The sequence below is a fragment of the Salinibacillus kushneri genome, from assembly GCF_900111405.1.
GTDB lineage: Bacteria > Bacillota > Bacilli > Bacillales > Alkalibacillaceae > Salinibacillus > Salinibacillus kushneri.
Genome location: NZ_FOHJ01000015.1, coordinates 14,653 through 41,126, shown reverse-complemented (window position 1 = coordinate 41,126; position 26,474 = coordinate 14,653). Strand labels below are relative to the sequence as shown.

Sequence of the window (26,474 nt, the reverse complement as noted above, 5' to 3'; positions counted from 1 at the left end):
CGTCAAACACCCCCTAAAGTATGATTGTCTGCTTCATCACGCTTGCGTTCGACATCCGTAAAACGTTCCCGATAAGGAAAACGCTCATCATGCTTTTGAACTGCCTTTACACCCTGTGAAACAAAACGCTTCGATTTGCTTCGTTTGCTCAAGGCATAATCCCCCTCAGGTTGCACTAAAAAAGCCTGAACACCTAAAGAAGTGTTCAAGCTTATTGTGTGTTGTCATAAAGACATTATGACAGTATATTAATGGAAAAGGGAAGGCGACTGGTTAGGTCATGCGGTATAAGCCAAAGCCATGGAATGGCATGATTTTCGCCATGTAATGGGTTAGGCTTATGTCCGCAATGACCTGGGAGACCATAGCTGGACAATGGAAAAGCGAAGGCGACTGGTTAGGTCATGCGGTATAAGCCGAAGCCATGGAATGGCATGATTTTCGCCATGTAATGGGTTAGGCTTATGTCCGCAATGACCTAGGAGGCGTAGCTGGACAATGGAAAAGCGAAGGCGACTGAACAGATCTTTACAGCATAAAGAAAAGAAATTCCGGTGTTATTTTACAGTTTTTAAAAATTCCTCAAGAAATAACGCTATTCCTTCTTGTTCGTTCGATTTTGTAGTGTAGTTGGCAATGGTTTTTAGTTCATCAATTCCATTTCCCATAGCTACTCCAATGCCTGCATAGTCAATCATTTCAAAGTCATTATCCTCATCGCCAAATGCAATGATTCGTTCTTTCGGTATATTATAGTAATGGGCAATTTTTTTTAGTCCAACAGCTTTACTTAAGCCTGAACGAACAATTTCAATAATATGCCATGGAGCTCCCCAATTACGATGATCAATAACAGATGCATGATTATCATCTAAATGTTTTCTCAGTTGTGTAATATGATGCTCTTTTGGTGAAATTAAAATGGAGGTAGGATCTTCATTTAATGTATTTTTTAAATTTCCCACTGTAACAGGATAATTTTCAAAATCTGCATGGAAAATTTGCATGATTTCATCGTCGTGTTTGTCTAAATAAACGTGGTCACGAATTTCTGCCATGACATTTTGTACATTAAAATCATAAGATGTTTGAATTATAGATTTTGCAGTTCGGATTGACATAGGGGAGTGAACAACATCCCAATTTTTGTCTTTAGGGTGATGAACGAGCGCACCGTTCATATTTACCATCGGAGTATTTAATCCAAGTTCATTATAGTATTGTATGCTTGCGCGATGTGGCCGTCCGGTAGCAATGACGACAATGTGACCTCTTTCCATTGCCTGGTGTAAGGTTCCTTTAGTTTTGCTGCGGATTACCTTGTCATCGGAGAGTAGTGTCCCATCAAGATCTAATGCAATTAAATGTTTACTCATATGTTCTCACCTCGATGATATCTAGTTTATATGGATTGTTAGTATGTGTAAAGGATTTTTCCGGCTGTCTTTTGCTTTTCTTCTCTATATCACTCTGTTACATTAAGGATATTGAATTTTAAAGAAAGAGGGAAGAGTTATGGTCATTATTCAAGAAGAGAAAATTGAGGATATCCCCGTATTGCATGTTGTAGATGATGTAGCACAAAGTTCCCCTTTACCTGTAGTCACTTATATTCATGGTTTTACGAGTGCAAAGGAAAATAATTTGCCTTTTGCTTATTTAATGGCAAAGAAGGGATATCGGGTATTACTACCTGACTGTACGGAGCATGGTGAACGATCTGCTCATAAGTCAGAACTTGAAATGGAACTGGAATTTTGGAATATTGTGAAGCAAAATCTTGAGGATTTGCAAGTTTTGAAAGAGAATTTGGATCAAAGAGAGCTTTTATTGGATCAGCGTTTTGGTGTAGCCGGAACCAGTATGGGAGGAATTACAACAAGCTCAGCATTAACCCAATACCCATGGATTAAAGCTGCAGTCGTATTAATGGGATCACCAAAGACGATGGAAATGGCTGAGTTTACAATTCATCAAGTACAGAAAACAGGAATAAAGCTTCCTTTTAGTAATGAGGAATTACATAATCAAATTCAATCTTTAGAACCAATTGATTTATCGAAACATATCGATCAACTAAACGATCGACCTTTATTATTTTGGCATGGAGACCAGGACCCTACTGTTCCTTTTAGGCACACGGAAGCCTTTTATCATGAAGCTTTGCCCAACTATCAGAATAGAGAGAAGTTGCATTTTATTCCAGAAAAAAACAGAGGGCATAAAGTAAGTAGAAAGGCTATTCTTGCTACAGTGGAATGGTTTGAAAAATATTTATAAAGATGTGGTATATATCATTTTGTCTTTACACACTTTTGTTTTATACTAGAAATAACAACCTTTTATGATTTAAAAAAGGGGGGACTTACAGATGGATAAAGAATTAGAGGAAAATATTATGGGTGCCCTTGAAAATGTAATTGACCCTGAACTAGGTATTGATATTGTCAATTTAGGATTAGTTTATGGTGTTGATATGGATGATGATGGGGTATGTAAAGTTACCATGACATTAACGGCGATGGGATGTCCACTTGCTGGCCATATAGAGCAGGATGTACAGCGTGTACTTTCCGACATTCCTGAGATAAACGAAGCAGTGGTCAATATTGTTTGGAGCCCGCCTTGGTCCAAGGATTATATGTCTCGTTATGCGAAAATAGCATTAGGTATTCCTGATTAAAAAAATGGCTGTTCCCCCCCTAAGGGAATAGCCATTTTTTATATCCGTTCATTTTCCAAAGTGTATAAAGATTGTCATTCAAATTAACATAAGAACAGACCTTTTGGAATACCTGATGGATGTATCATGTTAAAATAAAAAGAATAATAATGGAAAGAGCAACACAATACCAGGCAAAGTATTTCAAGTTACCGCTTTTCATGATATTCATAAACCATTTCAACGCAAAATAAGAAGCTATTAATGCCCCAATTAAAGCAATAAGTGAAGGAATCCAAAGTACATCGCCTGTATCCTCTAACATATCGGAAACAGAAAAAATCATTGTCCCTAAACTGACAGGAATATAGAGTAAAAAGGAAAAACGAAGAGCTGTATCCTGCTTCAAACCTAAGAGCATTGCACCTACAATCGTAGCACCAGATCGGCTAATACCAGGTAAAAGGGATACGGCCTGTGCTAGTCCAATGATAATCGCATCTTTCACAGTAATGTCGGCTTCTCCTTTATGACCACGTAAATTACGAATAATCCATAAGGCTATACCTGTTATAAATAGGGTAATGCCGACCATCCGTATATTTCCACTGAAAGTAGCACTAATCCAGTCTTCAAATAGAACACCTAATAATCCGGCCGGAATGGTTGCGATGACAAGAAATAAAACAAACCGAAAATCACTTGCGTCCTCTTTATTACGCTTAAATATGTATCGTAAGCTGTTTGCGGTTAATCTCACAATATCTTTTCGATAAATCAATAAAACAGCAAGTAATGAACCAAAGTTTAAAAAACCTTCAAAAGTTATTTTCAAATTTTCAAGATCCATCAAGTAACGAAGCAATAGTAAATGTCCGCTTGAAGAAATCGGAATAGGTTCGGTAAACCCCTGAAATAACCCTAAAAATAAGTACTGTAAAAGGACCCAAAGCTCATTCATGTATGTGCCTCCTTAACTAACTTGTCTGTTATCTAAGTGATAGACGGATTTATATGCACATTCCTCTACAATTCTTCCCAAAATTTTTCACTCATTTTGTCAGTCAGGATGGAACATGACAAATGTCCAACGAATAGACTGTTGGTGTATAAAGGAGGGAATAGGTGTGATGCATAAAAGCCAACCACATCATCAGGATTTGTATTCGTTGTGTAAGTCACATATGAATAAATATGTATTAGCGGAAACCACGGATGGTCGTCAATTTGATGGTATCATCATAAACGTTGACGTAGAAAATGTTATTTTGGCTGTACCTATTGAATCAGATAATCTGTCTATGTATCAGGATGCGCAAATGGCAGGTCAAAGACAATGGGGCTATTATGGCTCCAACCCACCATATGAGTATGGCTACTATGGATATCGTCCACGTTTTAGAAGATTGGTTCTTCCTTTGGCTGCACTAACCGCATTAAGTGTATTACCATGGTTTTAATCTGACTTACCATTTCATTAACTGATACAAATAAGGAGGGTCAGATTAGCAAGAAAGAATAATGAAATCCTTCTTCAAAAGGATTTCCTCTCATCTACACCTTGCTAGAATCTGACCCCTTTATCTGATGAATGCAGGAAAAAATATTCGAATTAATGGACATCGTCTTCCTTTAAAATGCCTTCTCCTAATACAGAAACAATAATCGTAAACACAACTGCTAAAAATAAGGCTGCATTAAAACTAAAATCAACAGTAGCCATATTAGAAATTACATATACAACCGCTGAACTTAATAATAAACTCCAAATAAATGTCCAAAGAAATCGCATGGTTTTCACCTCGTTTGTCTTTATACTGTAATTAGTTTACCAAAGTGACTTTCAAAAATAAAGAATTATCCCTGCAAAAAAGTTTACTTTACAACCGATGGATAATGGGGGAATAAAGATGAATGTAGTCGTATTTGATTGTTTCCATTGGATGGGTTTTCACTTTGTTGAGAAATTTTTAAGTGAAGGAATTGAGGTTAATGGTGTGGGCCATATCACGAATCCACAAGAAGAATTTTTATATACTTTAATAGGAAGAAACGCTTTATTTAATTGGCAGGAGGATGTTCGGAATATTAGAAATCAACATTCCCGTACTATTGTTATTTCCTGTTATAAATCTCCTCAGGATGTTAAAAAAATGTTAAATACAGAAAATATAAAAGGAGAATATTACTTCATAATGGAAGAAGATATTAGAGACATGTCACTATCACATATTCGCAATGAAGTCTTCTTATTTATTCCCCCTGTCATTGGGCCGTGGATGAGGGAAAAGGATTTTAAAGATGCGTCACAAAAGGAATCAGTTTTATTTATTGATGATCTGGTGGATAGTGTCTTTTGTTTAACTCAGGAAAAGAAAAAAACAAATGTATTATCCATCACTTATCATAAAGAACAGAATCGATTTTATTTAGATGATAAACGTATTTCACAAACACCGGCAGATGAGGCTATTGATGTTGTACAAAATCATATAATGAACTGGAAAGAGAATTATTATCGTTTGAATTAACCCAAATTATGTGTAAACTAAAATACGTGTAATCGTATATTAGAGTAGAAACAGAGATAGAATTGGAGTGCAGTAGCGTGAAAAGAATACGAGCTCTTTATATTATTTTATTTCTTTTATTGTCAGGCTGTTCAAATGTATTAGAGACAGGAAATATTCAGAATGTCGGTATGCTCGTTGAAGGATCCATTCATGATCAGACATGGGGAAAGAAAGGCTATCTTGGACTTTTAAACATTCAGGAGGAGATGGATACCAATGTTTATTTTAAAGAGGGTGTTCATTCACAGACAGCGGTGAACGAGGCTGTGGAAACTTTTGCTAATAAAGGCGTGAACTTAATCTTTGGACACAGCAGCAGCTATGGAGAGTATTTTTCTAAAATTGATCAGGATTATCCCGATATACAGTTTGTTTATTTTAATGGAGATACATATAGTGAAAACATTACAAGTTTAAAAATTAATGCTCATGCAATGGGCTTCTTTGCCGGTATGATTGCAGGTGCTATGACAGAAACGAATAGTGTCGGTGTACTGGGAGCCTACGAATGGCAGCCTGAAATTGATGGATTTTATGAAGGTGCCAAATACCAAAATCCAGACGTGAATGTAGAAATAAGAATGGTGAACCATTGGGACAATACAGAACAGGCATTAATGCAATTTGATGTCTTAAAGGAGGAAGATATAGATGTCATCTATCCAACCGGGGATGGATTTATCATACCAATTGTTGATAAGGCAAAGGAATCAGACATTTATGCAATTGGTTATATTTCTGATCTGATTGATATGGGAGAGTCAACGGTTCTTACAAGTACAGTCCAGCATGTCGATCGAATCTATTCTCTGGTAGCAAAAAGGTTTGATGAGGGGGAGTTACCCTCAGGAATAATGAATTTTGATTTTCGTGATGATGTAATTACTATGGGGAGCTATAGTGAAGAAGTTCCCAAGTCCGTAAGACAAGATGTAGAAAAGGCTATCGAACAATACAAAGAAACGGGGAATCTACCCAATCAGGATTAAGTAGATATCCCTGTTTCGGGAGGCTTTTTATCAAGTTCTATGATTTATAAACCTTGAAAAATAAATTTTTTTACATTAAAATTAACACCAGGTCATAATAATTGATAACAATGACAAAGGTGATTTTAAAAAAGGCTTGTTTATGGTGGGAATATTTCGTAGGAGTTTTCCATCGTGGTTACACGTGGAGTGGCCTTTTTTTGCCATCTGATAGATTATGTAATGACGGCATAAGACCAAAGAGTCGATGCTGAAATATAAACCTTTTAAGGGGATGAATATATGAATGCAGGTTTGATAGGAATTGGTCATTTCGTACCGGAAAAAGTAGTTACCAATCATGACTTAGAGAAAATCGTGGATACAAGTGATGAGTGGATTCGCACCCGTACTGGTATTGAAGAAAGACGAATTGCTGCTGATGATATGGATACTTCGGATATGGCTTATCGAGCAGCAGCTAACGCACTGGAGGATGCTGGTGTTAGTGGGGAAGAGCTCGATTTGATTTTAGTTGCTACTGTTACTCCTGATCAGCCATTTCCTTCTGTTGCGTGTCGTCTGCAGGAACGATTTGGTGCAAAGAAGGCTGCTGCTATGGATATCAGTGCAGCTTGTTCAGGATTTATGTATGGATTAGCAACAGCTCAACAGTTTATTAATTCAGGTGTTTATCAAAATGTACTTGTTATCGGAGTTGAAAAGCTTTCTAAAATTACCAATTGGGAGGATCGTAATACCTGTGTATTATTTGGAGACGGTGCAGGTGCTGCGGTTGTTGGTCCAGTAGAAGATGGAAAAGGAATACTATCTTTTGAATTAGGATCTGATGGAAGTGGGGGAGATCACCTATATCAAGATGAATATATAGTAATGAATGGACGTGAAGTGTTTAAATTCGCCGTTCGTCAAATGGGTGAATCTGCTGTAAGTGTGGTTGAAAAAATTGGCCTTAATAAGGAAGATGTAGATTATTTAATCCCGCATCAGGCCAATATTCGAATCATGGAAGCTGCAAGAGAACGATTAGGCATAGAAGAAGAAAAAATGTCTAAATCTGTACACAAATACGGCAATACTTCAGCAGCCTCCATTCCAATTGCTTTGTCAGAGGATGTAAAAAGCGGTAAAATCAAAGAAAATGACCTTGTCGTCCTCGTAGGTTTCGGAGGAGGCCTAACCTGGGGAGCAGTAGCTTTAAGGTGGTAAGAAAAGCGAAGGCGACTGGTCAGGTCCTGCTGCATAAGCAGAATACACGGAGTGACGTGCTTTTTGTCACGTAGAGGATTTTGCTTATGACAGCCTGGACCTAGGAGCCGCAGCTGGACAAAGAAAAGCGAAGGCGACTGGTCAGGTCTGGCGGTATAAGCCGAATACATGGAGTGGTTGAACGTAGGCCGCGAAATGGATTTGGTTTATGTCCGCCATGACCTGGGAGCCGTAGCTGGACAAAGAAAAGCGTAGGTATTTCACAACTTCGGAATAATCATTTATTATTTTATTACGTTTGCCTTACAATTAGTAAGATGAAAAGGAGGAAGGTGAATTCATGAATAATCGTCGTGTAGTGGTTACGGGAATGGGAGCCGTAACTCCTGTTGGAAATGATGTTGATACGATGTGGAATAATATCAGGAGTGGACAATCAGGAATTGATTTTGTCACAAAAGTTAATCCTGATGATTTTCCGGCCAAAATTGCAGGTGAAGTAAAAGATTTCGATCCTACAAACTATATGGATAAACGAGATGCAAAACGAATGGATCTCTTTACTCAGTATGCTGTTGCATCATCGATGATGGCCGTAAAGGATGCAGATTTGGATATCAATGAAGACATTGCTGATCGTACCGGAGTATGGATTGGATCAGGAATTGGCGGTATGGCTACATATGAGGAACAATTCCGTAAGTTTATGGACCGAGGGTATCGGAGAGTTAGTCCGTTTTTTGTACCTATGATGATTCCGGATATGGCAGCCGGACAGGTTTCGATTATACTAGGTGCAAAGGGTATTAATTCTTGTACGGTTACAGCTTGTGCTTCAGGTGCAAACTCCATCGGGGATGCTTACAAGGTCATTCAGCGTGGGGATGCGGACTATATGATAACAGGAGGGGCTGAGGCTCCTATTACAAATATGGCTTTTGCCGGCTTTTCGAGTGCTAAAGCTTTAAGCACAACTGAGGATCCAAATACCGCTAGTCGTCCATTTGACTTAAACCGGAATGGATTTGTTATGGGTGAGGGAGCGGCAATCCTTGTCCTGGAAACATTGGAGTCTGCTCAAAAGCGTGGTGCTAAAATTTATGCAGAAATTGTAGGTTATGGATCAACTGGAGATGCTTATCATATTACAGCACCAGCCCCAGAAGGAGAAGGAGCAGCAAGAGCGATGAAACAGGCATTGGATAATGCCGATGTTGACAAGACAGATGTCGGTTATATTAATGCTCACGGAACCAGTACAGAATTAAATGATAAGTTTGAAACGCATGCAGTTAAAACCATTTTTGGTGATCATGCCTATGATTTAGCTGTTAGTTCTACAAAATCGATGACAGGTCACCTATTAGGTTCAGCCGGTGCAGTGGAATCGGTTATTTCAGTGAAGACCCTAACGGATGGTATCATACCACCAACTATTAACTATGAAAATGAAGATCCAGATTGCGATTTATACTATGTACCAAATAAAGCGATTGAGCAAAATGTAGATGTTGTTATGACTAATTCATTAGGATTTGGTGGTCATAATGTATCTTTAATCTTTAAAAAGTATAATGAATAGAAAATCCCCCCTTGATTGTCTAAGTAGATGGTCAGGGGGTATTTTATGAAAATTTCGTGTGAATACCTAATCGATTCCTTTTTACTAGAACGTCCTGTTCGTCGTGGGAGGCTCAGCGCTCAACCGAGGAAAGCGTAGTGTATTTCGGGTGCAGCGGCTTAGCACAAATTAAAGAATCATTAAAAAAAGCTTGTAGAAAAACAGGGGTTTCTCTACAAGCTAAAAATCGGGCCCATGGCCGATTTTTATGCTTATTCTTCATTTAAAAATTCCTGAATGATTTGTCTCATTTCTGTTTCATTAAATTCTAATACTGAGCCTGCATGTTCATGATGAGCATCCCACGCTTTATCACGAACAGGTATACGAAGGGTTTCAATATCATCAACAGGATTTAAAAGAAAATCCTTCCCTAACGAAATAATATTAGAAGTTTCCATGTTTGTATTAATATAAGGTTGTAAGGTACCTACCATGCGAGGGAGTTTTAAAACACCTGAAAATGAAACCAGCTTTTCTTTTAATTTTTTCATTACTTTTTGCTGTCTTTCCACACGTTCAAAGTCACTGTCACTGTAACGATATCTTGCATATCCTAAAAGCTCTTTACCATTAAGAGTTTGACGACCTGGCTCAAGTGTAACCCCAATATGACGAGACATATGCTTTTCAACATTGATTTCTACTCCATCTGGTGCAATGGTATCAACAATCTCAGTAAATCCTTCAAAGTCTACAATGGCATAATACTCCAGGTCTATACCAAAATTCTCTTTTATGGTTTGTCTTAATAGCTCTGGTCCACCGAAATGAAATGCCGCATTAATTTTGTTATATCCGTATCCAGGTATATTAACGTAACTATCCCGCATAATGGAAACCAATTTAGCTGTCTCTTTTTCAGGATCGTACTGACCAATCATAATTGTGTCCGTCCTCGGATCTTCTTCTCCGCGAGAGTCACTACCTAATAGAAGCACATTGGTTTTTTTGAGTCCATCATCGACACCTTTAAAATCTTCCTTATATTTCTCGTTCATCTCGTTACTCTTATCATCAACTTGTTCCATGGCAGCATTTTTACCTGCGAAGTATTCATAGGTTGTATATGAAACAAAGCTTAATAAAATGAATAGCAATGAAAAAAGAACCCATTTTCTCCGTTTTTTCTTTTTTAATGTTCTTCTTATGATTCGATTATCTTCCATAATTGACCTCACCTTTAAAATAAAAAACTGGAAACTTAAACGCAAAAAGACTGTTAAATATAAATTTACCTTTTATTTTACATTTAGTAAAGGGAAATTCTTAGATTTTCCCAGGTATATGATTTTTATTCATTCATATATATATAATACATGGACATGCCTGGAGGAAGAAAAATGCTATGGATCTTTTGGTTCTTTATTGGTTTTGGACTAACAATTGCTGGTGGTGTATCGCTAATTATTTATTTGAATATAATACCGGTAGGCTTAAGTTTTATCGATTACCTTCTTTTTATAGTGGACAAGCCTGAGACTTATTTATTACCGGTGGGCATTTTGATTATAAGTTTTACATGTTTTTTTTACCCTTCCGATTGAGGTAAACATTGGTTTATAAAGAATAAAAATGCCAAACATGGCCATAATGAACAATAGAAAGGATGAAATAGTAAAGCGAGGGTCTTGGATGATGTATTTACATGATGTTTGGGTAAATTGGTTTGAAGGGGAAGAAAACAGATATAATGTTTGCCACTTTCATGAGTGGAGAAAAGAAGATGGAATTGAACTCTTAGACCAAGTTCCATTAGTCTATGTAACAGAAACATTGTATGATTACATTGAAAATGACCTGCAGGATTTGCCAAAAGATTTATTAGATTCGGTTTATCAACGGGCATATTTACGAAAGAATCAAGAACGTATCCCTCTTGAATATGCATTTGTTGCAACAGATGGAAAATCAATTGTAACCATTGATACAATGGGATACTCACTGCCTATACGCAAAAGTCGACTCATTCCTAGGCAAGAACGATTAGTGTATGACATGATTGAAAAACTGGAGCCTGCATCCTTTTCTTTTTCACCTGAACAATACGTTAAAGAATACCATACGCTTTCACTTCCCCCTTATGAAATGATTGGACTAACAAGGAAGGAAAGACAATTAAAACAATTACTTATGATGATGCTGGATCAAATGAGACAAACTTCTCATGTTGCAGAGTTACGTTATTGGCTTACAGAATGGGCACCCGGTCAATATGAAAGTATACAACAGATGGACTTTAATGAAGCCTGGGAAGAGCTCTATGAAGGATTGAAAAATGGCTGGACGAAAACCCATGAGGAAATTTGCCGCAAAATGACCAAGGGACAGCCTTTTTTCGAAAAGCTTTGGGAACTCGAAACAGGTACCATGAATTCATCATCTAATCAAGCCTACTATTAGTGAAAGTCGAATTGTTAAAATAGGAAAGCGTTTTTACATTACAGGGAAGCTTCCTGCAGGACAAGGAATGCTTCAGGAGAGATACCTACTGAAAAAGAAAGTATAGATGAGACGATTCCTTTGTAATTAAACTGCTTGTAAAAGGGAATAATAGAGAACTTCCCGTTACACAACATATTATAAATCCTATAAAAAACCGGCTTACCGCCGGTTTTTTATAGGATTTATTTTTTGTGAACTCTGCCTAGTCCCATAGCTTTTTTTGCTTTTTTCAGCATCTTATTGGCTTTCACTTCAGCTTTGTCTGCTCCAAGATCCAATACCTCATCAAGTCTGTCAGACTCAATTAAATCATAATAACGTTTCTGTAGAGGAGAAAGGGCGTTGATGACCACTTCTGCTAAATCCTGTTTAAAGTCTCCATAGCCTCGTCCAACGTATTTTTCTACGATAGCATCAATTGTTTCTCCGCTAAAACTGGAATAAATGGTGAGTAGATTTGAGATACCTGGGCGGTTTTCTTTATCAAACTCAATCGTACCTTGAGAATCTGTTACGGCACTTTTAATTTTCTTTTCGATTTTGTTTTCATCATCAAGCAAAAAAATCGTTGCTTTTTGATTTTTATCAGATTTACTCATTTTTTTCGTTGGATTTTGAAGCGACATGACTCTGGCTCCAACTTTTGGAATATGTGCTTCAGGTAGCGTGAAAATGTCATTATATTTACGATTAAATCGCTCCGCTATATCGCGGGTTAATTCGATATGCTGTTTTTGGTCGTCACCAACAGGAACAAGATTTGTACTATATAAAAGGATATCCGCTGCCATTAATGGTGGATAAGTTAATAATCCTGCAGTTACCGCATCTTTCCCAGCTGATTTATCTTTAAATTGAGTCATTCTCTCAAGTTCCCCTGTGTAAGCGACACATTGCAGCATCCAGCCAAGTTCAGCATGGGCAGACACCTCTGATTGTATAAATAATGTTGATTTTTCCGGATTGATTCCTGCTGCGAGATATAATGCCGCTAAAGAACGAATATTGTTTCTTAATTTCAGGCGATCCTGAGGAACAGTTATAGCGTGTTCGTCAACGATGCAAAAATAACAGTCATAATTCTTTTGAAGATCAACAAAATTCCGTAGAGCTCCAAGATAGTTTCCAATGGTTAAGGATCCACTTGGCTGAATGCCGGAAAATATTGTATCCATTTTATCACCTCAATTTTTTATTTCATTAAAAAAGCGATTCTATTACATCCCTTAAGGGACGAATGAACCGCGGTACCACCCTTGTTATTTCCCATGATTAACTTGGAAATCGCCTTAAACTGATAACGCCCGTTAAGCGTGTTCAAACTCCGAAGCCCCAATTTCCATGATTACATGATGCTTGTTTCCACCATCCAAGCTCTCTAAAAACAGTGGTAATCATCTACTACAACTTCATCATCGTTTAAATGTGATGTTAAATTTTCTTAAAGTATATATAATGTATGTTCAAAATGCAACTTTGACTCTAAAGGTAATAAATAATGAGTAATACCATCATGATTATAAGCAGAGAAATAGCCTGGAAAGAAATGGACCTAAGGAATCTTTGGCTGATTCTTTCAGATGGAAGAGGTCTATCCTTCCAATCCTCCAGATAGTCCTTTTTTTTTGACATTTCAGCCCAAAATCTGCGAAAGCCGAATGTGATACCATCAAAAAAACGCTCTCTCGTAAGGAAAAGGATAAGAGCCAGTATAATGTATGGAAAGCTGACAAAAAACAAAGTATTTATAAATTCTTTCAATTGATTCCCTGGTGTATAATAAAGATAGGAGCTAGCAGTAATGATGAGATTTAGTAATAATAAGCTCCATTTATTTTTAAATATGTACATAAACAAACACCTTTTTCGTTAAAACTGCTAATTATTATATCATGCCTTTATTAGAAATAAACCAATAAAAAGGGTAAACAGTAAAATACAGAAAATTCATTCTTTACTAAAAGACGAATAGAGACTGTATAAATAAGAATAATTTGTTCATTTACTTCTGTTTCATAAATTTTTATGCATTTACCAAAAAATTCTGTTATTTATATCGAATTGTATCGAAATAAAATGTGGGTATTTAGACCTATTTTTGTTATCGGAACGTAATAATATCAATGATTTTTTAATTTTAAATAAAAAAGTTGATGCAAAATGTTTAGAAAACTTGTATAATTTTAAACGTAGATGATTTATCTACTAAAAATTTAGAAAATTAAATCTTAAGGGGAGGTCATTTAATACCATGAAAAAGTCAAAATGGTCACTACTCTTAGTACTTGGTCTGGTACTAAGTCTATTCTTGGCTGCTTGTTCTGGTGGAGATGAAGGTGACACTTCAGAAGACACTGGTGACGATAGCCAAAACTCAGAAGAAGGTTCTTCCGAGTCACAAGATGTTGAACAAGTATTTAACCTAATTAATCGTGACACAATTCCATCCATGGACTCTTCTATGGCTACTGATGAATTTGGATTCCAATTCTTAGGTGCAACTATGGAAGGTTTATATCGTTTGAAAGACGGAGAAATTGTAGAAGGTATTGCGACTGATCACGAGGTTAGTGAAGATGGCTTAACCTGGACCTTCACATTACGAGAAGATGCTAAATGGTCAAACGGTGACCCAGTTACTGCTCATGACTTCGTATATGCATGGCAACGTGCAGTCAATCCTGACACTGGATCTGAATATGGACCATATATGATGGGTGACGTAATTAAAAATGCGACAGCAGTTAACTCAGGTGACGCACCAGTTGAAGATTTAGGTGTAACTGCTGATGGGGACTATACACTTGTTGTGGAACTTGAAAATCCAACCCCTTATTTTGAATCATTAGCAACTTTCGGTACATTCTTACCATTAAATGAAGACTTTGTTAAAGAACAAGGTGACGAATACGCAACTAGCACTGATACATTACTATTTAACGGTCCATTTACTTTAGATAATTGGGAAAGCACTGCTAGTTCCTGGGAATTAAATAAGAACCCGGATTACTGGGATGCTGAAACTGTTAAACTTGAAAAAATGACTTATGAGGTTGTAAAAGACCCTCAGGTAGGAGTAGACTTATATGAAGCTGGTACAATTGATCGTGCAAGTCTTACCGCGGATTTAGTTGACCAATATTCTACTCATGAAGATTATAGAGTAACACCAGAAATGACTGTTTTCTACTTGAAGATGAACCAAACTCGAAATGAAGCACTTGCAAACCCAAATATTCGTCGTGCAATCTCAAGAGCATTCAATAAGCAAGGAATTGTAGATACAATCCTTAATAATGGTTCAATCGTAGCAAATGGTTTAGTACCAAAAGACTTCTATCAACATCCTGAAACAGGAGAAGACTTCCGCAGCATCAATGGAGATCTTGTACAATACGACACTGAACAGGCTAAGGAATACTGGGATAAAGGGTTAGAAGAACTAGGTACAGATAGTATTGAACTTGAATACCTGGGTGGAGATACTGAAACTGCTAAGAAAATGGATGAATATATTGTTTCCCAACTTGAGGAAAACTTGCCAGGTTTAGACCTTACTCTAAAACAAGTTCCATTCGAACAACGTCTAGATCTTGATACAAATATGGACTATGATATCCAAAATGCTGGTTGGGGACCAGACTACATGGATCCTTATACATGGTTAAGTCTTTGGTTAACTGACGGTGGAAATAACAAGATGGGTTACTCCAATGAAGAATATGATAATCTTGTACAGTCAACTGGAACTGAATTAGCACAACAGCCAGTAGAGCGTATGGATGCTTTCTTAAAAGCTGAACAAATTTTATTTGAAGATGCAGCGATTGCACCAATTTATCAGCGTGCAAGAGCTCAACTGGTTAGCCCTAAATTGAAAGACATTTATGTTAATTCCTTTGGACCTACTTATGAGTACAAATGGGCTGAAGCTGTAGCTACTGAATAAGATTAATCCTTTAATCTTAATCGAATAGGCTGGCTTATGATATGGGAAGAGAGTATATGGACCATTAAGTTGGCATATACTCTCTTTTCCATTATTGGAGAATTTTTTGTTAATAATGAACTTTCAGTCAATTTTCGAAAAGAATCGACATTATATCAGGAGGTGTTGCAAATGGGACGGTTTATACTTAAGCGGGTTGTTTACATGGTTATAACTTTATTTATCATTGCATCCATTACGTTCTTTCTGATGAAGATTTTGCCAGGCAGTCCGCTTAGTGCTGAAAATAAATTATCAGAAGAACAGCAGGAAATTGTCTTAGAAAAATATGGTCTGAATGATCCGGTCCCTATACAGTATGTGAATTACTTAGCCGGACTTGTACAAGGGGATTTGGGACTTTCCTTCCATTTTGACTCCACACCCGTAACAGATATTTTGGCCAACCGTGTTGGGCCATCTGCTATATTAGGGGCTGAGTCATTAATAGTAGGAGTGATTTTAGGAGTATTACTAGGGTTAATTGCCGCTATTTTCCATAATGGAGTTCTTGACTTCACTTCAACCATTATCGCCGTGCTAGGAACATCTATTCCTTCCTTCGTTTTTGCCGGTTTATTGCAATATGTATTTGCAGTTCAGTTAGGCTGGTTCCCAGTAGCTTTATGGAAGGGTGGATTAGAATATCATGTCCTTCCAGTTATAGCACTAATGATCTTTCCAATGGCCATTTCTGCCCGTTTTACACGTACCGAGATGCTTGAAGTACTGGGGTCAGATTATATAACGACAGCTAGAGCAAAAGGAGTTACACAAGCAGGCATTGTATTTAAACATGGTTTACGAAATGCTTTAATTCCATTAATTACAGTTATTGGACCAATGGCTGTTAGTTTAATCACTGGAACATTAGTTATTGAACAAATCTTCGCTATTCCAGGTATTGGTGAACAATTTGTAAACTCAGTTATGGTAAATGATTATCCGACAATTATGGGAACAACATTATTTTATTCTGTATTATTTGTTGTGATTATCTTAATTATTGACCTCCTATATGGAATTATCGACCCAAGAATTCGACTGTCAGGAGGGGAGAAATAATGGCACAAGACCAAAACAATCAATATAATGAAAATAATTTACCCAAGGAATTATTTGAACCCTTAGAAAAGAATGAGGATACCAGTGAAAAAATCGCACGGGAAAGTCGAACTTTCTGGCAGGATGCAAGAAGAACATTATTTAAAAACATTCCTGCAATGCTTTCTCTTATTCTTTTAATTGTGATTATCATTATGAGTATATTTGGTCCAGGTATGAACCAATATGGCTATAATGATCAGGACTTAATACGTTCAAAAATGCCAGCGCGAGCACCAGGACTCGAAAACATAAGCTGGTTAGGTCTTGATGGAACTTTTGAAAGGTCATTTGAAGGTAACGATGTGGAAGGTGCTACAAACAAAGCGATTCAACGCTTTAACAATGATGAAGAATTTATTGATATTGAAGTGATAAGCGAAGGGGATGGAACCAATAACTCCGCAGAGGTAAAAGCCATCTATCACCCTTATGAAGCGAAAGAAATGGAGGATACCTATTTTTGGTTAGGTACGGATGAATTAGGCCGTGACCAATGGACTCGAATTTGGAAGGGTACTCGTGTTTCATTAATTATCGCCTTTTTAGCTGCGGGACTTGACCTGCTTATTGGTGTAGGCTATGGCGGTATTTCAGGGTACTTTGGCGGTCGTATCGACGATGTCATGCAACGGATTATTGAAATATTAGCAGGTATTCCAAACCTCGTTGTCATTCTATTAATGACCGTTGTATTGCAGCCGGGTATAATATCGATTACCATCGCCCTGACCATTACTGGTTGGACAGGTATGGCCCGTATTGTCCGGGGTGAGGTGCTGAAGCTGAAAAACCAGGAATTTGTATTAGCTGCCCGAACACTCGGTACACCTGACAGAAGAATTATTATGAAACACTTAATGCCGAATATAAGCGGGATTATTATTATTAATACGATGTTTACGATTCCGAATGCTATTTTCTTTGAAGCCTTTTTAAGCTTTATAGGACTTGGTTTAGTTCCGCCAGAGGCTTCATTAGGTACATTAATTAATACAGGGTTTGAATCCTTAAGATTATATCCTTATTTATTAATATTCCCAGCGATACTCATTTCTGTTATTATGATTGCCTTTAATATCTTAGGTGACGGATTTAGAGACGCATTCGATCCTAAAATGCATAAATAGAAAGGTAGGTGTTTAATTATGGATAAGTTACTTGATGTGAAAGACTTAAAAGTTTCCTTTAATACCTTCAGTGGTGAAGTACAAGCTGTTCGCGGGGTTAGTTTTGATGTAAATAAAGGAGAAACCCTTGCTATTGTTGGCGAATCCGGTTCAGGTAAATCGGTTACTACGAAAGCACTCATGCAGCTTCTGCCTAAACCACAGGGATTTATTAAAGACGGACAAATTCTTCTTGAAGGAGAAGATATCGTTCAAAAATCAGAAAAAGAGATGCAAAAGCTTCGTGGTCAAGATATATCCATGATTTTCCAAGATCCGATGACTTCATTAAATCCGACGATGAAGGTTGGAACGCAAATTATGGAGCCCCTTATTAAGCACCAGAAAATGAGCCGGGCTAAAGCGAAGGAAAGAGCGATAGAGTTATTGGAATTAGTTGGGATTCCAGATGCCAGTACGAGAATAACTCAGTATCCTCACCAATTCTCTGGAGGTATGCGTCAGCGTGTCGTTATTGCGATTGCTTTAGCATGTGATCCAAAATTACTCATTGCTGATGAACCTACAACAGCACTTGATGTTACTATACAAGCTCAAATCCTGGAGCTTATGAAGGATATTCAACGAAAAACAGAAAGTTCCATTATATTCATCACCCATGATTTAGGTGTTGTGGCTAATGTTGCTGATCGTGTGGCCGTTATGTATGCTGGAAAAATTGTAGAAATTGGTACAGCTGATGAGATTTTCTATAATCCAAAACATCCTTACACATGGGGACTATTAGGATCTATGCCTACATTAGATAATGATGGGTATGATTTGATTGCAATACCGGGTTCACCACCTGACATGACAGATCCACCTAAAGGCGATGCCTTTGCTCCCCGTAATGAATATGCATTAAAAATTGATGAAGAGTTGGAGCCGCCATTGTTTAAGGTGTCAGATACCCATTACGCTGCGACTTGGTTACTTCATGAAGATGCACCAAAAATTGAACCACCTGAATCGGTGAAACGGCGGATGCAGGGAATTGCAAATACTGGTACAGCACCAGGTGTGGCGAAGGATGGTGAAAAATAATGGCATCAAATGAAAAATTACTTGAAGTAAAAGATTTAAAGCAGCATTTTCGCGTGGGACGTAAAGGTGTTGTAAAAGCTGTTGATGGAATTTCATTTGATATTTATAAAGGTGAAACCTTTGGATTGGTAGGAGAATCTGGTTGTGGAAAGTCTACAACAGGAAGAACGATAATCCGTTTATACGATGCAACAGGTGGCCAAGTAAAATTTAATGGTGAAGATGTGCATGGGAAAAAATCAACACAAGAACTAAAGAAATTTAATCGTAAAATGCAGATGATTTTCCAGGATCCATATGCATCTTTAAACTCCAGAATGAATGTGCAGGACATTATTGCTGAGGGTATTGATGTGCATGGACTTGCGAAAAATGATAAAGAACGTAAAGAAAGAGTTGAGGAATTATTAGAAACCGTTGGCTTAAATAAAGAGCATGCTAGTCGTTTTCCTCATGAATTTAGTGGGGGACAACGGCAAAGAATCGGAATTGCCCGTGCTCTTGCTGTAAAACCCGAATTTATTATTGCGGATGAACCTATTTCCGCTCTTGATGTATCGATTCAGGCTCAGGTAGTTAACCTTATGAAACAGCTGCAGCAAGAACACGATTTAACGTATTTGTTTATAGCACATGACCTCTCCATGGTAAAATATATAAGTGACCGAATTGGCGTTATGTATTTTGGAAATATGGTTGAACTTGCAGATAGTGATGAATTATACGAAAACCCGCTTCATCCATATACAAAATCATTATTATCAGCCATTCCTCTACCAGACCCTGATTATGAACGAGGGCGTACAAGAGTGGAGTATGACCCTTCTGTTCATAATCAAGATGAGGAATCTGAATTTAGAGAAATAAAACCAGGACACTGGGTAAGATGTACTCCAACAGAATTTCAAAAGTATAAAAGAGAATTGGAAAGCAAATCATAAAATGGCTTTTTCTTTTAAATGACCACAGTTTAGGAATAACTGAATCCTTGTTACTTTTTAAAAGTAGCAAGGATTTTTTTGTGAAGGGAATCTTTTTTACAGTCAATAGTCGAATAAAATATTTTTCTCAGAGAAAATTAAAGAAAGTCAACAAAATCATACAAACTTCTAATATAATAGAGATATACAATACAAAATGGGAGTTTGATCAAATTGAATAAACCAAGACGAGTGAAGGCAAACAACCGACTGTATAAGTTAAAATTATGCAATGACAAGAACGTCAGTGACATGGATTTGGCTTATGTCAGTGAGGAAGTTGGAGCCGGAACCGAACATCATATGCGACCAGGAAAGATGGTTTTTACTCTTTTTATGGCATTAATTCTATCCTTTTTGCCACAGTTTATTGTAAACGGGGAAGAAGAAACGAAATCTTTAACTGTGAAATCACACAGTCCATTTCAGGTACAATTAGAGCAGCGGAATTTGCCTGAAAATCCAATTGCACGTTTCCTATATGATTCAGGGCTCCAATTTGAGTATCCAGAAGCAGTTCGGGGGATCTATGTAACAGGTCCATCAGCAGGTGGAAGCCGTTTTGAAGAGCTTCGTAAGCTTGTAAAAGACACAGAGCTTAATTCTATGGTAGTTGACATTAAAGAAGATCATGGGAACTTAACCTTTGACCCTGGCGATGATTCACCTTATGCCGATATTGGAGAAAACTACATTGATGATTTAAGAGCAAAACTTGAAACGTTGGAGAAAGATGGAATTTATCCGATTGCCCGTATTGTTGTCTTTAAAGATACAGAGCTTGCGGAAAAGAGACCGGACTTATCCTTTAAAGAAAACGGGTCTATTTGGAAAAATGGTCGTGACGAGGCCTTTGTTAACCCGTTTATGAAGGAAGTATGGGATTACAATATTGAAATTGCAAAGCTGGCCGCTGAAGCAGGTTTTAAAGATATTCAATTTGACTATGTAAGATTTCCGGAAGGTTTTGAAAAACGTGATAAGAGCCTTCAGTACAGTGAGGGAGACTATGCGGACCTTGACATGAATAATGTTCAGAAAAGGGTAAAGGCAGTTACTGATTTTGTTGCCCACGCGAAAGAGGAATTGGCTTATTATAATGTCGATTTATCGGTTGACATTTTCGGTTATTCCGCAACCATTCCAGAAGCACCTGGAATTGGACAAAATTTCTCTAAAATTTCGAGTAATGTAGATGTGATTTCTTCCATGATTTATCCAAGTCATTGGACTAGTTACTTTGATATTCCATTCCCTGATAAAGAACCGTATAAATTGGTTAAAGAATATGTAAAGGTTGAAAATGAGCGTCTGGGAGAGCTTAAGAATGCTCCTGTTTCAAGACCTTGGATTCAGGATTTTGAAGCTCCATGGTTATATTCAGGTGAACCGGTTACGGAATATGGTAAAGCTGAAGTTGAAGCGCAAATTCGAGCGCTAAATGAGGGTGGAGTCAATGAATTTCTCATTTGGAACCCATCCAATAAATATACAAAAAATGTGGATTATACACCGCTAGATTAACGAAAAGAAACACTTCCAAACAGGAAGTGTTTCTTTTGCGTGGTAGCTATCATTGTCGATACCTGTGATTACCTCCAACTTGTTTCCAATTAGATTGAATCGACCGAGACTTTGAAGAATATAGACTTTTCGTTTTTCTGCCAAAAATCTTTTCACCCAAAAATTGTACAATGACTGCCGAGAAGGCTGTTAATCCAATGATTAAAATTCCTAATAAAGATAATTCTAAAAGAAAGGAACCCATACCATCTCACCCTTCAAGATTCTCTTATATTTATTGTATGTCAGGATAGACGGTTTGAAAAGTCTGAAAATAAAAAATCACCCTTCTACAAAATTTCACTTTTGCATAAGGATTCGTTATAATAAAAAGGACAATTGGAGAAGGAGTAGATTTATGAATTGGTATGAAAAGCTTAGTAAGTATTTCCCGGTAGAGGAAATGAAATCAAAGGAGCATATGGAAATGCTTCTTGAAGAAAAAGGAGACGTCTATCACAAAGATGAAGCCAAACATCATGTGATGATGTTTGCTGAATTTGATACTTTTATTTTTATTGACTATGTATATGTTTCCAACCAATCGAGAGGACAGGGAATTGGACATCAATTGATGGATAAGCTAAAAGCTAAAGGTAAACCCATTATACTGGAAGTAGAGCCTATTGATTATGAAGATACCGATACCGAAAAACGTCTTCATTTTTATCAAAAAGAAGGATTTAAGCATGCAAGATCGATCGGCTATACCAGACGTTCATTAGCTACAAATGAATTAAACGAAATGGAAATCCTTTATTGGTCTCCTGATTATGAAACGGAAGAAGAAATTTTTGAGAAAATGAAAAAAATGTATAAAAATATTCACACCTATAAGGATAAAGAGCTATATGGCAAATCCTATGAGCCAGTAGATAAAGTGTTAACATTCAATGAAGACAGGAACGACAATATTTTTGATGAACTGGATGAATAAAACCTTTACTTATTGAAAAAATCCTTGTTCTGATTGATAACAAGGATTTTTTTAATTATCCCCTAAAAAATGGTTTAGTTAAACAAATAATAGGGAATAATACTTTATGACAGTGACGAAATCGTGAACAATATTTAAACAATTCCAATAAACCCTATCCTTATTTCTCATTTTGTAGTATACTTAATTTGTAAAGTTCCAGATTATATTGATTATAATCTGAGAAATTTTATATTGTTTCTAAAAGTTATCCTTTTAAAGGAGTGAAACATATGGTAACCTTATTCACATCACCAAGCTGTACATCTTGTCGGAAAGCAAGAACATGGCTGGAGGAACATGACATCCCATTTAAGGAACGTAACATTTTCTCTGATTCTTTAACGGCTGATGAAGTTAAAGAGATATTGAGAATGACTGAAAATGGTACTGATGAAATCATTTCTACACGTTCCAAGGTATTTCAGGAATTAAATTCAGATTTAGATCAACTTCCACTAAAAGATTTAATTGACTTAATACAAAAAAATCCAGGACTTCTTCGTCGTCCAATTATTCTTGATGAAAAGAGACTTCAAGTTGGGTATAACGAAGATGAAATTCGCCGTTTCTTACCAAGAAAGGTGCGTACTTTCCAGTTAAAAGAAGCACAACGACTTGTTAATTAATCCTATGGTTTAGTTTTATAGAAAAAAGGTCCGATTCCTTACATTCATATACACTTAAGTATATGAATAGAATCAGACCTTTTTTCATATTAAAGCATGTTTTTTAGTTAACTGTTTTGATTTTTCGCTGATTGATATATTGGCCAACTATGACAACAAAAAGTATTGTTGCAATTGGAAGAATATATTGAAGTGCATAATATTGTTCAAAGAGTGACTGTAATCGTTCTTCACCAAGTATCATTTCACCAGCTGTGTAGGCAAGGATACTAGCTCCGATATATACTAAAATTGGAAATTTCTCCATAAAAAGAAGTATAATTTTACTCCCCCAAATAATAATAGGTACAGAGATTAATAAACCAATGATAACAAGAATAATATTACCACCTGATGCACCAGCAAGCGCAATGACATTGTCAAATCCCATAACTACATCAGCAAAAACAATGGTTTTAATAGCTGATAATAAGTTGTCGCTACCTTTAATATCAGGTTCATCTTCATCATCAGTCAATAAATGAATAGCGATATAAATGAGAAGAAGACCACCTACTAATTTAAGGAATGGAATTTGTAATAAATATAGCGCTACAGCAGTTAATAATACACGAATACATATAGCTAATCCTGTTCCCCAAATGATGGCTTTATTGCGTTGACTTCTGGGGAGATTTCGACTGGCAAGAGCGATTACAATGGCATTATCGCCACCAAGTACTAAATCAATACCAATAATGGCTAAAATCGACATAATCATTTCAGGATCGAAAAATTCCACGAATAATACCTCCCCAAACAGGTGACAAATAGAGTAAAATAAGTTACAATTATAAACTAATCCAAATCAATTTGGAGAATGATTCTAACCTTTTCAAATATAGATGAACAAAAAAGGAAAGTCAAGATAAAAGATAGACATCTGTTTGTTTTTTTAATAATAAGCAATTTAATTTTCAATTTATTTGGTTTTATCATAAAATATAAAAAGTAGTTTATTAAGGGGTAACATTTCCCTTCAAGTGATAAATGAAAACCAGAAGGGAGAGTTTAAAATGGAAATCGAACGTATTAATGAGAATACAGTTAAGTTTTATATCTCATATATGGATATTGAAGATCGCGGTTTTGATCGGGAAGATGTTTGGTATAATCGGGAAAAAAGTGAACAGCTCTTCTGGGAAATGATGGATGAAGTAAATGAACAGGAAGAGTTTATAGTAGATGGACCATTATGGATACAAGTACAAGCGATGGATAAGGGACTTGAAATTATTGTAACAAAAGCCCAATTGTCCAAAGATGGCCATAAACTGGAGCTTCCTACAGATGAAGGAAAACTTTTAGATTTACCGATTGATGATAAAATGGAATCCTTGTTAGATAAAGGGCACTTTTTAAATAGTGGGAAGACTGATGAGGAAGAGCAAATTGAAGACAATGAAGATGACGAGGATGAAGAGTTCTCCATTGTTCTAAAATTCATCGATATTGAAAATGTCATACACTTAGGTCATTCCATCCGTGATACGTTTGCATTTCACGACGAACTCTATCACTACGATCAGGCATATTACTTATTCATCCAATTTAGAGATGATTGGTTAGACGATGATGAACAGGAAGACGTTATTAGTCACATGCTTGAATTCAGTGAAGAAAGCAATATGACTGTCCATCGATTAAGTGAATATGGGAACCAAATATATCAGGAAAGTGCTTTGGCACAAATTAAGCAGCATTTTCCTAATTTATAGAGAGTTAAGGGCATTCCAAATGGATGGAATGTCTCTTTTTTTGCCTATTCTGACTGTTTCTTATCCATAGTTCCTGCTTGTATTTCTTTAAAATTTACATTAGATTATAAGTATGTCAATATATTGGAATCATAAGCATTATTCTTAGTTTTATTTCCAAAAGTTAAGGAAGGTTGTTAAATGTTTAAACGTATTCAACTTTTCATTTTTATTATAATGGTAGTTGGTCTACTCTATGTTATAAACGAATTTTGGGGAAGTTGGATTGTTACAGCTTATTCCATTTTTATTACGGTTTCCGTCGCTTTTATATCATTTTTAATTTTTATTGAGAACCGTAATCCCAGTCAAACATTAAATTGGCTTCTTGTTTTGGCGGCCTTTCCTGGTATTGGTTTCTTCTTTTACCTGTTTTTTGGCCAAAATTTTAGAAAGCGTAAAATGTTTAAGCAAAAAGCCGAATTAGACTTAAGGGCCTTCAGACAAGTTGAAGGGAGTCGATTTTTAAACGAAAAAGAGCTTGATTATATGGGGGAGTATCAACGCCAATCCTTTCGATTAGCTCAAAGACTTGGACATTCCCCTATTTCTTTCCATACAGATACAAAGGTTTTAACAAATGGTTCCAAGGCTTTTCCTGCCATGTTGGAAGAGTTAAAAAAGGCTGAGCATCATATCCATTTGGAATTTTATATTGTTCGTGATGACCAGCTGGGAAATGATTTTAAACAGATTTTAATGGAAAAAGCGGAAACAGGTGTTGAAGTGCGTTTTTTATATGACGCAGTGGGAAGCTGGGAGCTTTCGAAGGGATTTAAAGAAGAATTAAAACGTGCAGGTGTAGAAATGATTCCGTTTTCTCCTGTTAAATTACCATTTTTAAATAATAAGATTAATTTTCGTAATCACCGTAAAATTGTTGTGATTGATGGCAGGATAGGGTTTGTAGGTGGGCTTAATATCGGGGATGAATACATAGGAAGAAATGAATATTATGGAAATTGGCGTGATACGCATTTATATGTTCGAGGTGAAGCAGTTCGGAGTTTACAAACGATTTTTCTTCAGGACTGGTATTACATGACTGGTAAGGCTCTTTTAAAACCTGTTTATTTATCACCTGAATATATTATTGAAAATAAAGGTGGAGTACAACTGATTGCCGGAGGGCCGGATATAGAGTGGGAGACGATAAAAATGCTCTTTTTCTCTCTCATGACTTCGGCAAGAAAATCAATATGGATTGCCTCTCCTTATTTTATTCCGGATACAGATATTTTATCGGCTATAAAGACTGCTGCTTTAAGTGGGATTGACGTTAAACTGCTTGTTCCCAATCGACCGGACAAAAAAATTGTCTTTTATGCTTCTCAATCCTATTATCCTGAGCTATTAGAAGCGGGAGTGAAGATTTATCGTTATAACGAAGGATTTCTGCATAGTAAGGTGATGATAGTCGATCAGGAACTGGCGTCCATAGGAACGTCCAACATGGATATGAGAAGTTTTCACTTAAACTTTGAAGTAAATGCCTTTCTCTATAAAACGGAAAGTACTGAGCAGCTTGTGAGGGATTTTAAAGCTGATATTAAACATTCTACACAGCTCGAACGGTATAGATTTGCGAAGCGTTCTATTTTTATGAAGTTATACGAATCAACCTGTCGTCTATTATCACCATTATTATAGTTTCTTCAAACATGCATTTCTCGAACAGAGATTTGCATGTTTCTTTGTTTTCTGCATATTTTTTAATTATTTA

General features: G+C 36.6%; 28 protein-coding genes and 1 other annotated feature. Of the genes, 19 read left to right on the top strand and 9 right to left on the bottom strand.

Annotated elements, in window-relative coordinates:
- Nucleotides 1-2: 2 nt before the first annotated feature.
- The gene (locus BMX63_RS18210; protein ID WP_177167364.1) at nt 3-152 is read right to left on the bottom strand and encodes a hypothetical protein; all 150 of its coding nucleotides are present in this window, start codon (nt 150-152) and stop codon (nt 3-5) included.
- Between the two features lie 405 nt (nt 153-557).
- Complete coding sequence (locus BMX63_RS16200; RefSeq protein ID WP_093137440.1) at nt 558-1,376, bottom strand: HAD family hydrolase; 819 nt, start codon at nt 1,374-1,376, stop codon at nt 558-560.
- Nucleotides 1,377-1,515: 139 nt separating this feature from the next.
- On the opposite strand from BMX63_RS16200, the gene BMX63_RS16195 reads away from it, so the two are divergent.
- Together BMX63_RS16195 and BMX63_RS16190 are read left to right on the top strand one after the other, a co-directional pair.
- Nucleotides 1,516-2,280 (top strand): alpha/beta fold hydrolase, encoded by a 765-nt coding sequence (locus BMX63_RS16195; protein ID WP_093137439.1) that lies wholly within the window; start codon nt 1,516-1,518, stop codon nt 2,278-2,280.
- A gap of 91 nt (nt 2,281-2,371) precedes the next feature.
- Nucleotides 2,372-2,683: a metal-sulfur cluster assembly factor gene (locus BMX63_RS16190; RefSeq protein ID WP_093137437.1), complete on the top strand. Its 312-nt coding sequence runs from the start codon at nt 2,372-2,374 to the stop codon at nt 2,681-2,683.
- 124 nt (nt 2,684-2,807) lie between these two features.
- On the opposite strand, the gene BMX63_RS16185 is transcribed toward BMX63_RS16190, so the two are convergent.
- The gene (locus tag BMX63_RS16185) at nt 2,808-3,623 is read right to left on the bottom strand and encodes an undecaprenyl-diphosphate phosphatase (RefSeq protein WP_093137436.1); all 816 of its coding nucleotides are present in this window, start codon (nt 3,621-3,623) and stop codon (nt 2,808-2,810) included.
- A gap of 169 nt (nt 3,624-3,792) precedes the next feature.
- On the opposite strand from BMX63_RS16185, the gene BMX63_RS16180 reads away from it, so the two are divergent.
- Complete coding sequence (locus BMX63_RS16180) at nt 3,793-4,122, top strand: hypothetical protein (protein WP_093137516.1); 330 nt, start codon at nt 3,793-3,795, stop codon at nt 4,120-4,122.
- A 152-nt stretch (nt 4,123-4,274) separates the two neighbouring features.
- Here the strand turns inward: BMX63_RS16180 and BMX63_RS16175 are convergent, their stop codons facing one another.
- Nucleotides 4,275-4,454: a YjzD family protein gene (locus BMX63_RS16175; RefSeq protein ID WP_093137434.1), complete on the bottom strand. Its 180-nt coding sequence runs from the start codon at nt 4,452-4,454 to the stop codon at nt 4,275-4,277.
- 118 nt (nt 4,455-4,572) lie between these two features.
- Here BMX63_RS16175 and BMX63_RS16170 point away from each other — a divergent pair, with 118 nt between their 5' ends.
- From BMX63_RS16170 to fabF, 4 genes are all read left to right on the top strand, one after another.
- Nucleotides 4,573-5,193: a hypothetical protein gene (locus BMX63_RS16170; RefSeq protein ID WP_093137433.1), complete on the top strand. Its 621-nt coding sequence runs from the start codon at nt 4,573-4,575 to the stop codon at nt 5,191-5,193.
- A 77-nt stretch (nt 5,194-5,270) separates the two neighbouring features.
- A complete protein-coding gene (locus BMX63_RS16165) occupies nt 5,271-6,224 on the top strand; it encodes a BMP family ABC transporter substrate-binding protein (protein ID WP_245732863.1) in 954 nt (317 codons plus the stop codon).
- Nucleotides 6,225-6,506: 282 nt separating this feature from the next.
- The gene (locus BMX63_RS16160; protein WP_093137431.1) at nt 6,507-7,433 is read left to right on the top strand and encodes a beta-ketoacyl-ACP synthase III; all 927 of its coding nucleotides are present in this window, start codon (nt 6,507-6,509) and stop codon (nt 7,431-7,433) included.
- Between the two features lie 340 nt (nt 7,434-7,773).
- A complete protein-coding gene (gene fabF / locus BMX63_RS16155; RefSeq protein WP_093137430.1) occupies nt 7,774-9,015 on the top strand; it encodes a beta-ketoacyl-ACP synthase II in 1,242 nt (413 codons plus the stop codon).
- Between the two features lie 251 nt (nt 9,016-9,266).
- Here fabF and BMX63_RS16150 read toward each other — a convergent pair whose 3' ends face one another.
- Entirely contained in the window at nt 9,267-10,223 is a 957-nt protein-coding gene (locus BMX63_RS16150) for an LCP family protein (RefSeq protein ID WP_093137428.1), read from the bottom strand.
- Nucleotides 10,224-10,373: 150 nt separating this feature from the next.
- On the opposite strand from BMX63_RS16150, the gene BMX63_RS18895 reads away from it, so the two are divergent.
- Nucleotides 10,374-10,601 carry a YuzI family membrane protein gene (locus BMX63_RS18895; protein ID WP_483880070.1) on the top strand — a complete coding sequence of 76 codons (228 nt, stop codon included), beginning with the start codon at nt 10,374-10,376 and terminating at the stop codon, nt 10,599-10,601.
- An 88-nt stretch (nt 10,602-10,689) separates the two neighbouring features.
- Nucleotides 10,690-11,457, top strand: a complete 768-nt coding sequence (locus tag BMX63_RS16140; protein WP_093137425.1) for a YjbA family protein — start codon at nt 10,690-10,692, stop codon at nt 11,455-11,457.
- Nucleotides 11,458-11,681: 224 nt separating this feature from the next.
- On the opposite strand, the gene trpS is transcribed toward BMX63_RS16140, so the two are convergent.
- Together trpS and BMX63_RS16130 are read right to left on the bottom strand one after the other, a co-directional pair.
- On the bottom strand, nt 11,682-12,674 hold the full coding sequence (gene trpS, locus BMX63_RS16135) for a tryptophan--tRNA ligase (protein WP_093137424.1): 993 nt from the start codon (nt 12,672-12,674) through the stop codon (nt 11,682-11,684).
- A gap of 51 nt (nt 12,675-12,725) precedes the next feature.
- Nucleotides 12,726-12,924, bottom strand: a binding site (T-box leader).
- Between the two features lie 57 nt (nt 12,925-12,981).
- Nucleotides 12,982-13,350 (bottom strand): DUF3899 domain-containing protein, encoded by a 369-nt coding sequence (locus BMX63_RS16130; RefSeq protein ID WP_093137422.1) that lies wholly within the window; start codon nt 13,348-13,350, stop codon nt 12,982-12,984.
- Between the two features lie 400 nt (nt 13,351-13,750).
- Here BMX63_RS16130 and BMX63_RS16125 point away from each other — a divergent pair, with 400 nt between their 5' ends.
- The 6 genes from BMX63_RS16125 (at nt 13,751) to BMX63_RS16100 (ending at nt 21,311) form a co-directional block, all read left to right on the top strand.
- Nucleotides 13,751-15,448, top strand: coding sequence for a peptide ABC transporter substrate-binding protein (locus BMX63_RS16125; RefSeq protein ID WP_093137421.1), 1,698 nt, complete (start codon nt 13,751-13,753; stop codon nt 15,446-15,448).
- A gap of 171 nt (nt 15,449-15,619) precedes the next feature.
- A complete protein-coding gene (gene opp3b, locus BMX63_RS16120; protein WP_093137419.1) occupies nt 15,620-16,552 on the top strand; it encodes an oligopeptide ABC transporter permease in 933 nt (310 codons plus the stop codon).
- Nucleotides 16,552-17,721: an oligopeptide ABC transporter permease gene (gene opp3C, locus BMX63_RS16115; RefSeq protein ID WP_093137417.1), complete on the top strand. Its 1,170-nt coding sequence runs from the start codon at nt 16,552-16,554 to the stop codon at nt 17,719-17,721. Before opp3b ends, opp3C begins: the two co-directional genes overlap by 1 nt.
- Nucleotides 17,722-17,739: 18 nt before the next feature.
- A complete protein-coding gene (locus tag BMX63_RS16110) occupies nt 17,740-18,807 on the top strand; it encodes an ABC transporter ATP-binding protein (protein WP_093137415.1) in 1,068 nt (355 codons plus the stop codon).
- On the top strand, nt 18,807-19,748 hold the full coding sequence (locus tag BMX63_RS16105) for an ABC transporter ATP-binding protein (RefSeq protein ID WP_093137413.1): 942 nt from the start codon (nt 18,807-18,809) through the stop codon (nt 19,746-19,748). Before BMX63_RS16110 ends, BMX63_RS16105 begins: the two co-directional genes overlap by 1 nt.
- Before the next feature lie 342 nt (nt 19,749-20,090).
- Nucleotides 20,091-21,311 (top strand): putative glycoside hydrolase, encoded by a 1,221-nt coding sequence (locus BMX63_RS16100; RefSeq protein ID WP_425441505.1) that lies wholly within the window; start codon nt 20,091-20,093, stop codon nt 21,309-21,311.
- 49 nt (nt 21,312-21,360) lie between these two features.
- Here the strand turns inward: BMX63_RS16100 and BMX63_RS16095 are convergent, their stop codons facing one another.
- A complete protein-coding gene (locus BMX63_RS16095; RefSeq protein WP_093137411.1) occupies nt 21,361-21,555 on the bottom strand; it encodes a hypothetical protein in 195 nt (64 codons plus the stop codon).
- A 153-nt stretch (nt 21,556-21,708) separates the two neighbouring features.
- Here BMX63_RS16095 and BMX63_RS16090 point away from each other — a divergent pair, with 153 nt between their 5' ends.
- Nucleotides 21,709-22,287: a GNAT family N-acetyltransferase gene (locus BMX63_RS16090; protein ID WP_093137409.1), complete on the top strand. Its 579-nt coding sequence runs from the start codon at nt 21,709-21,711 to the stop codon at nt 22,285-22,287.
- Nucleotides 22,288-22,559: 272 nt separating this feature from the next.
- Nucleotides 22,560-22,955 (top strand): transcriptional regulator SpxA, encoded by a 396-nt coding sequence (spxA, locus tag BMX63_RS16085; RefSeq protein ID WP_093137407.1) that lies wholly within the window; start codon nt 22,560-22,562, stop codon nt 22,953-22,955.
- A 103-nt stretch (nt 22,956-23,058) separates the two neighbouring features.
- Here the strand turns inward: spxA and BMX63_RS16080 are convergent, their stop codons facing one another.
- Nucleotides 23,059-23,715: a TerC family protein gene (locus BMX63_RS16080; RefSeq protein ID WP_093137511.1), complete on the bottom strand. Its 657-nt coding sequence runs from the start codon at nt 23,713-23,715 to the stop codon at nt 23,059-23,061.
- A 295-nt stretch (nt 23,716-24,010) separates the two neighbouring features.
- Here BMX63_RS16080 and mecA point away from each other — a divergent pair, with 295 nt between their 5' ends.
- Nucleotides 24,011-24,712, top strand: a complete 702-nt coding sequence (gene mecA / locus BMX63_RS16075) for an adaptor protein MecA (protein ID WP_093137405.1) — start codon at nt 24,011-24,013, stop codon at nt 24,710-24,712.
- A 180-nt stretch (nt 24,713-24,892) separates the two neighbouring features.
- Nucleotides 24,893-26,401 (top strand): cardiolipin synthase, encoded by a 1,509-nt coding sequence (gene cls / locus BMX63_RS16070; protein ID WP_093137403.1) that lies wholly within the window; start codon nt 24,893-24,895, stop codon nt 26,399-26,401.
- The last annotated feature ends 73 nt before the right edge of the window (nt 26,402-26,474 follow it).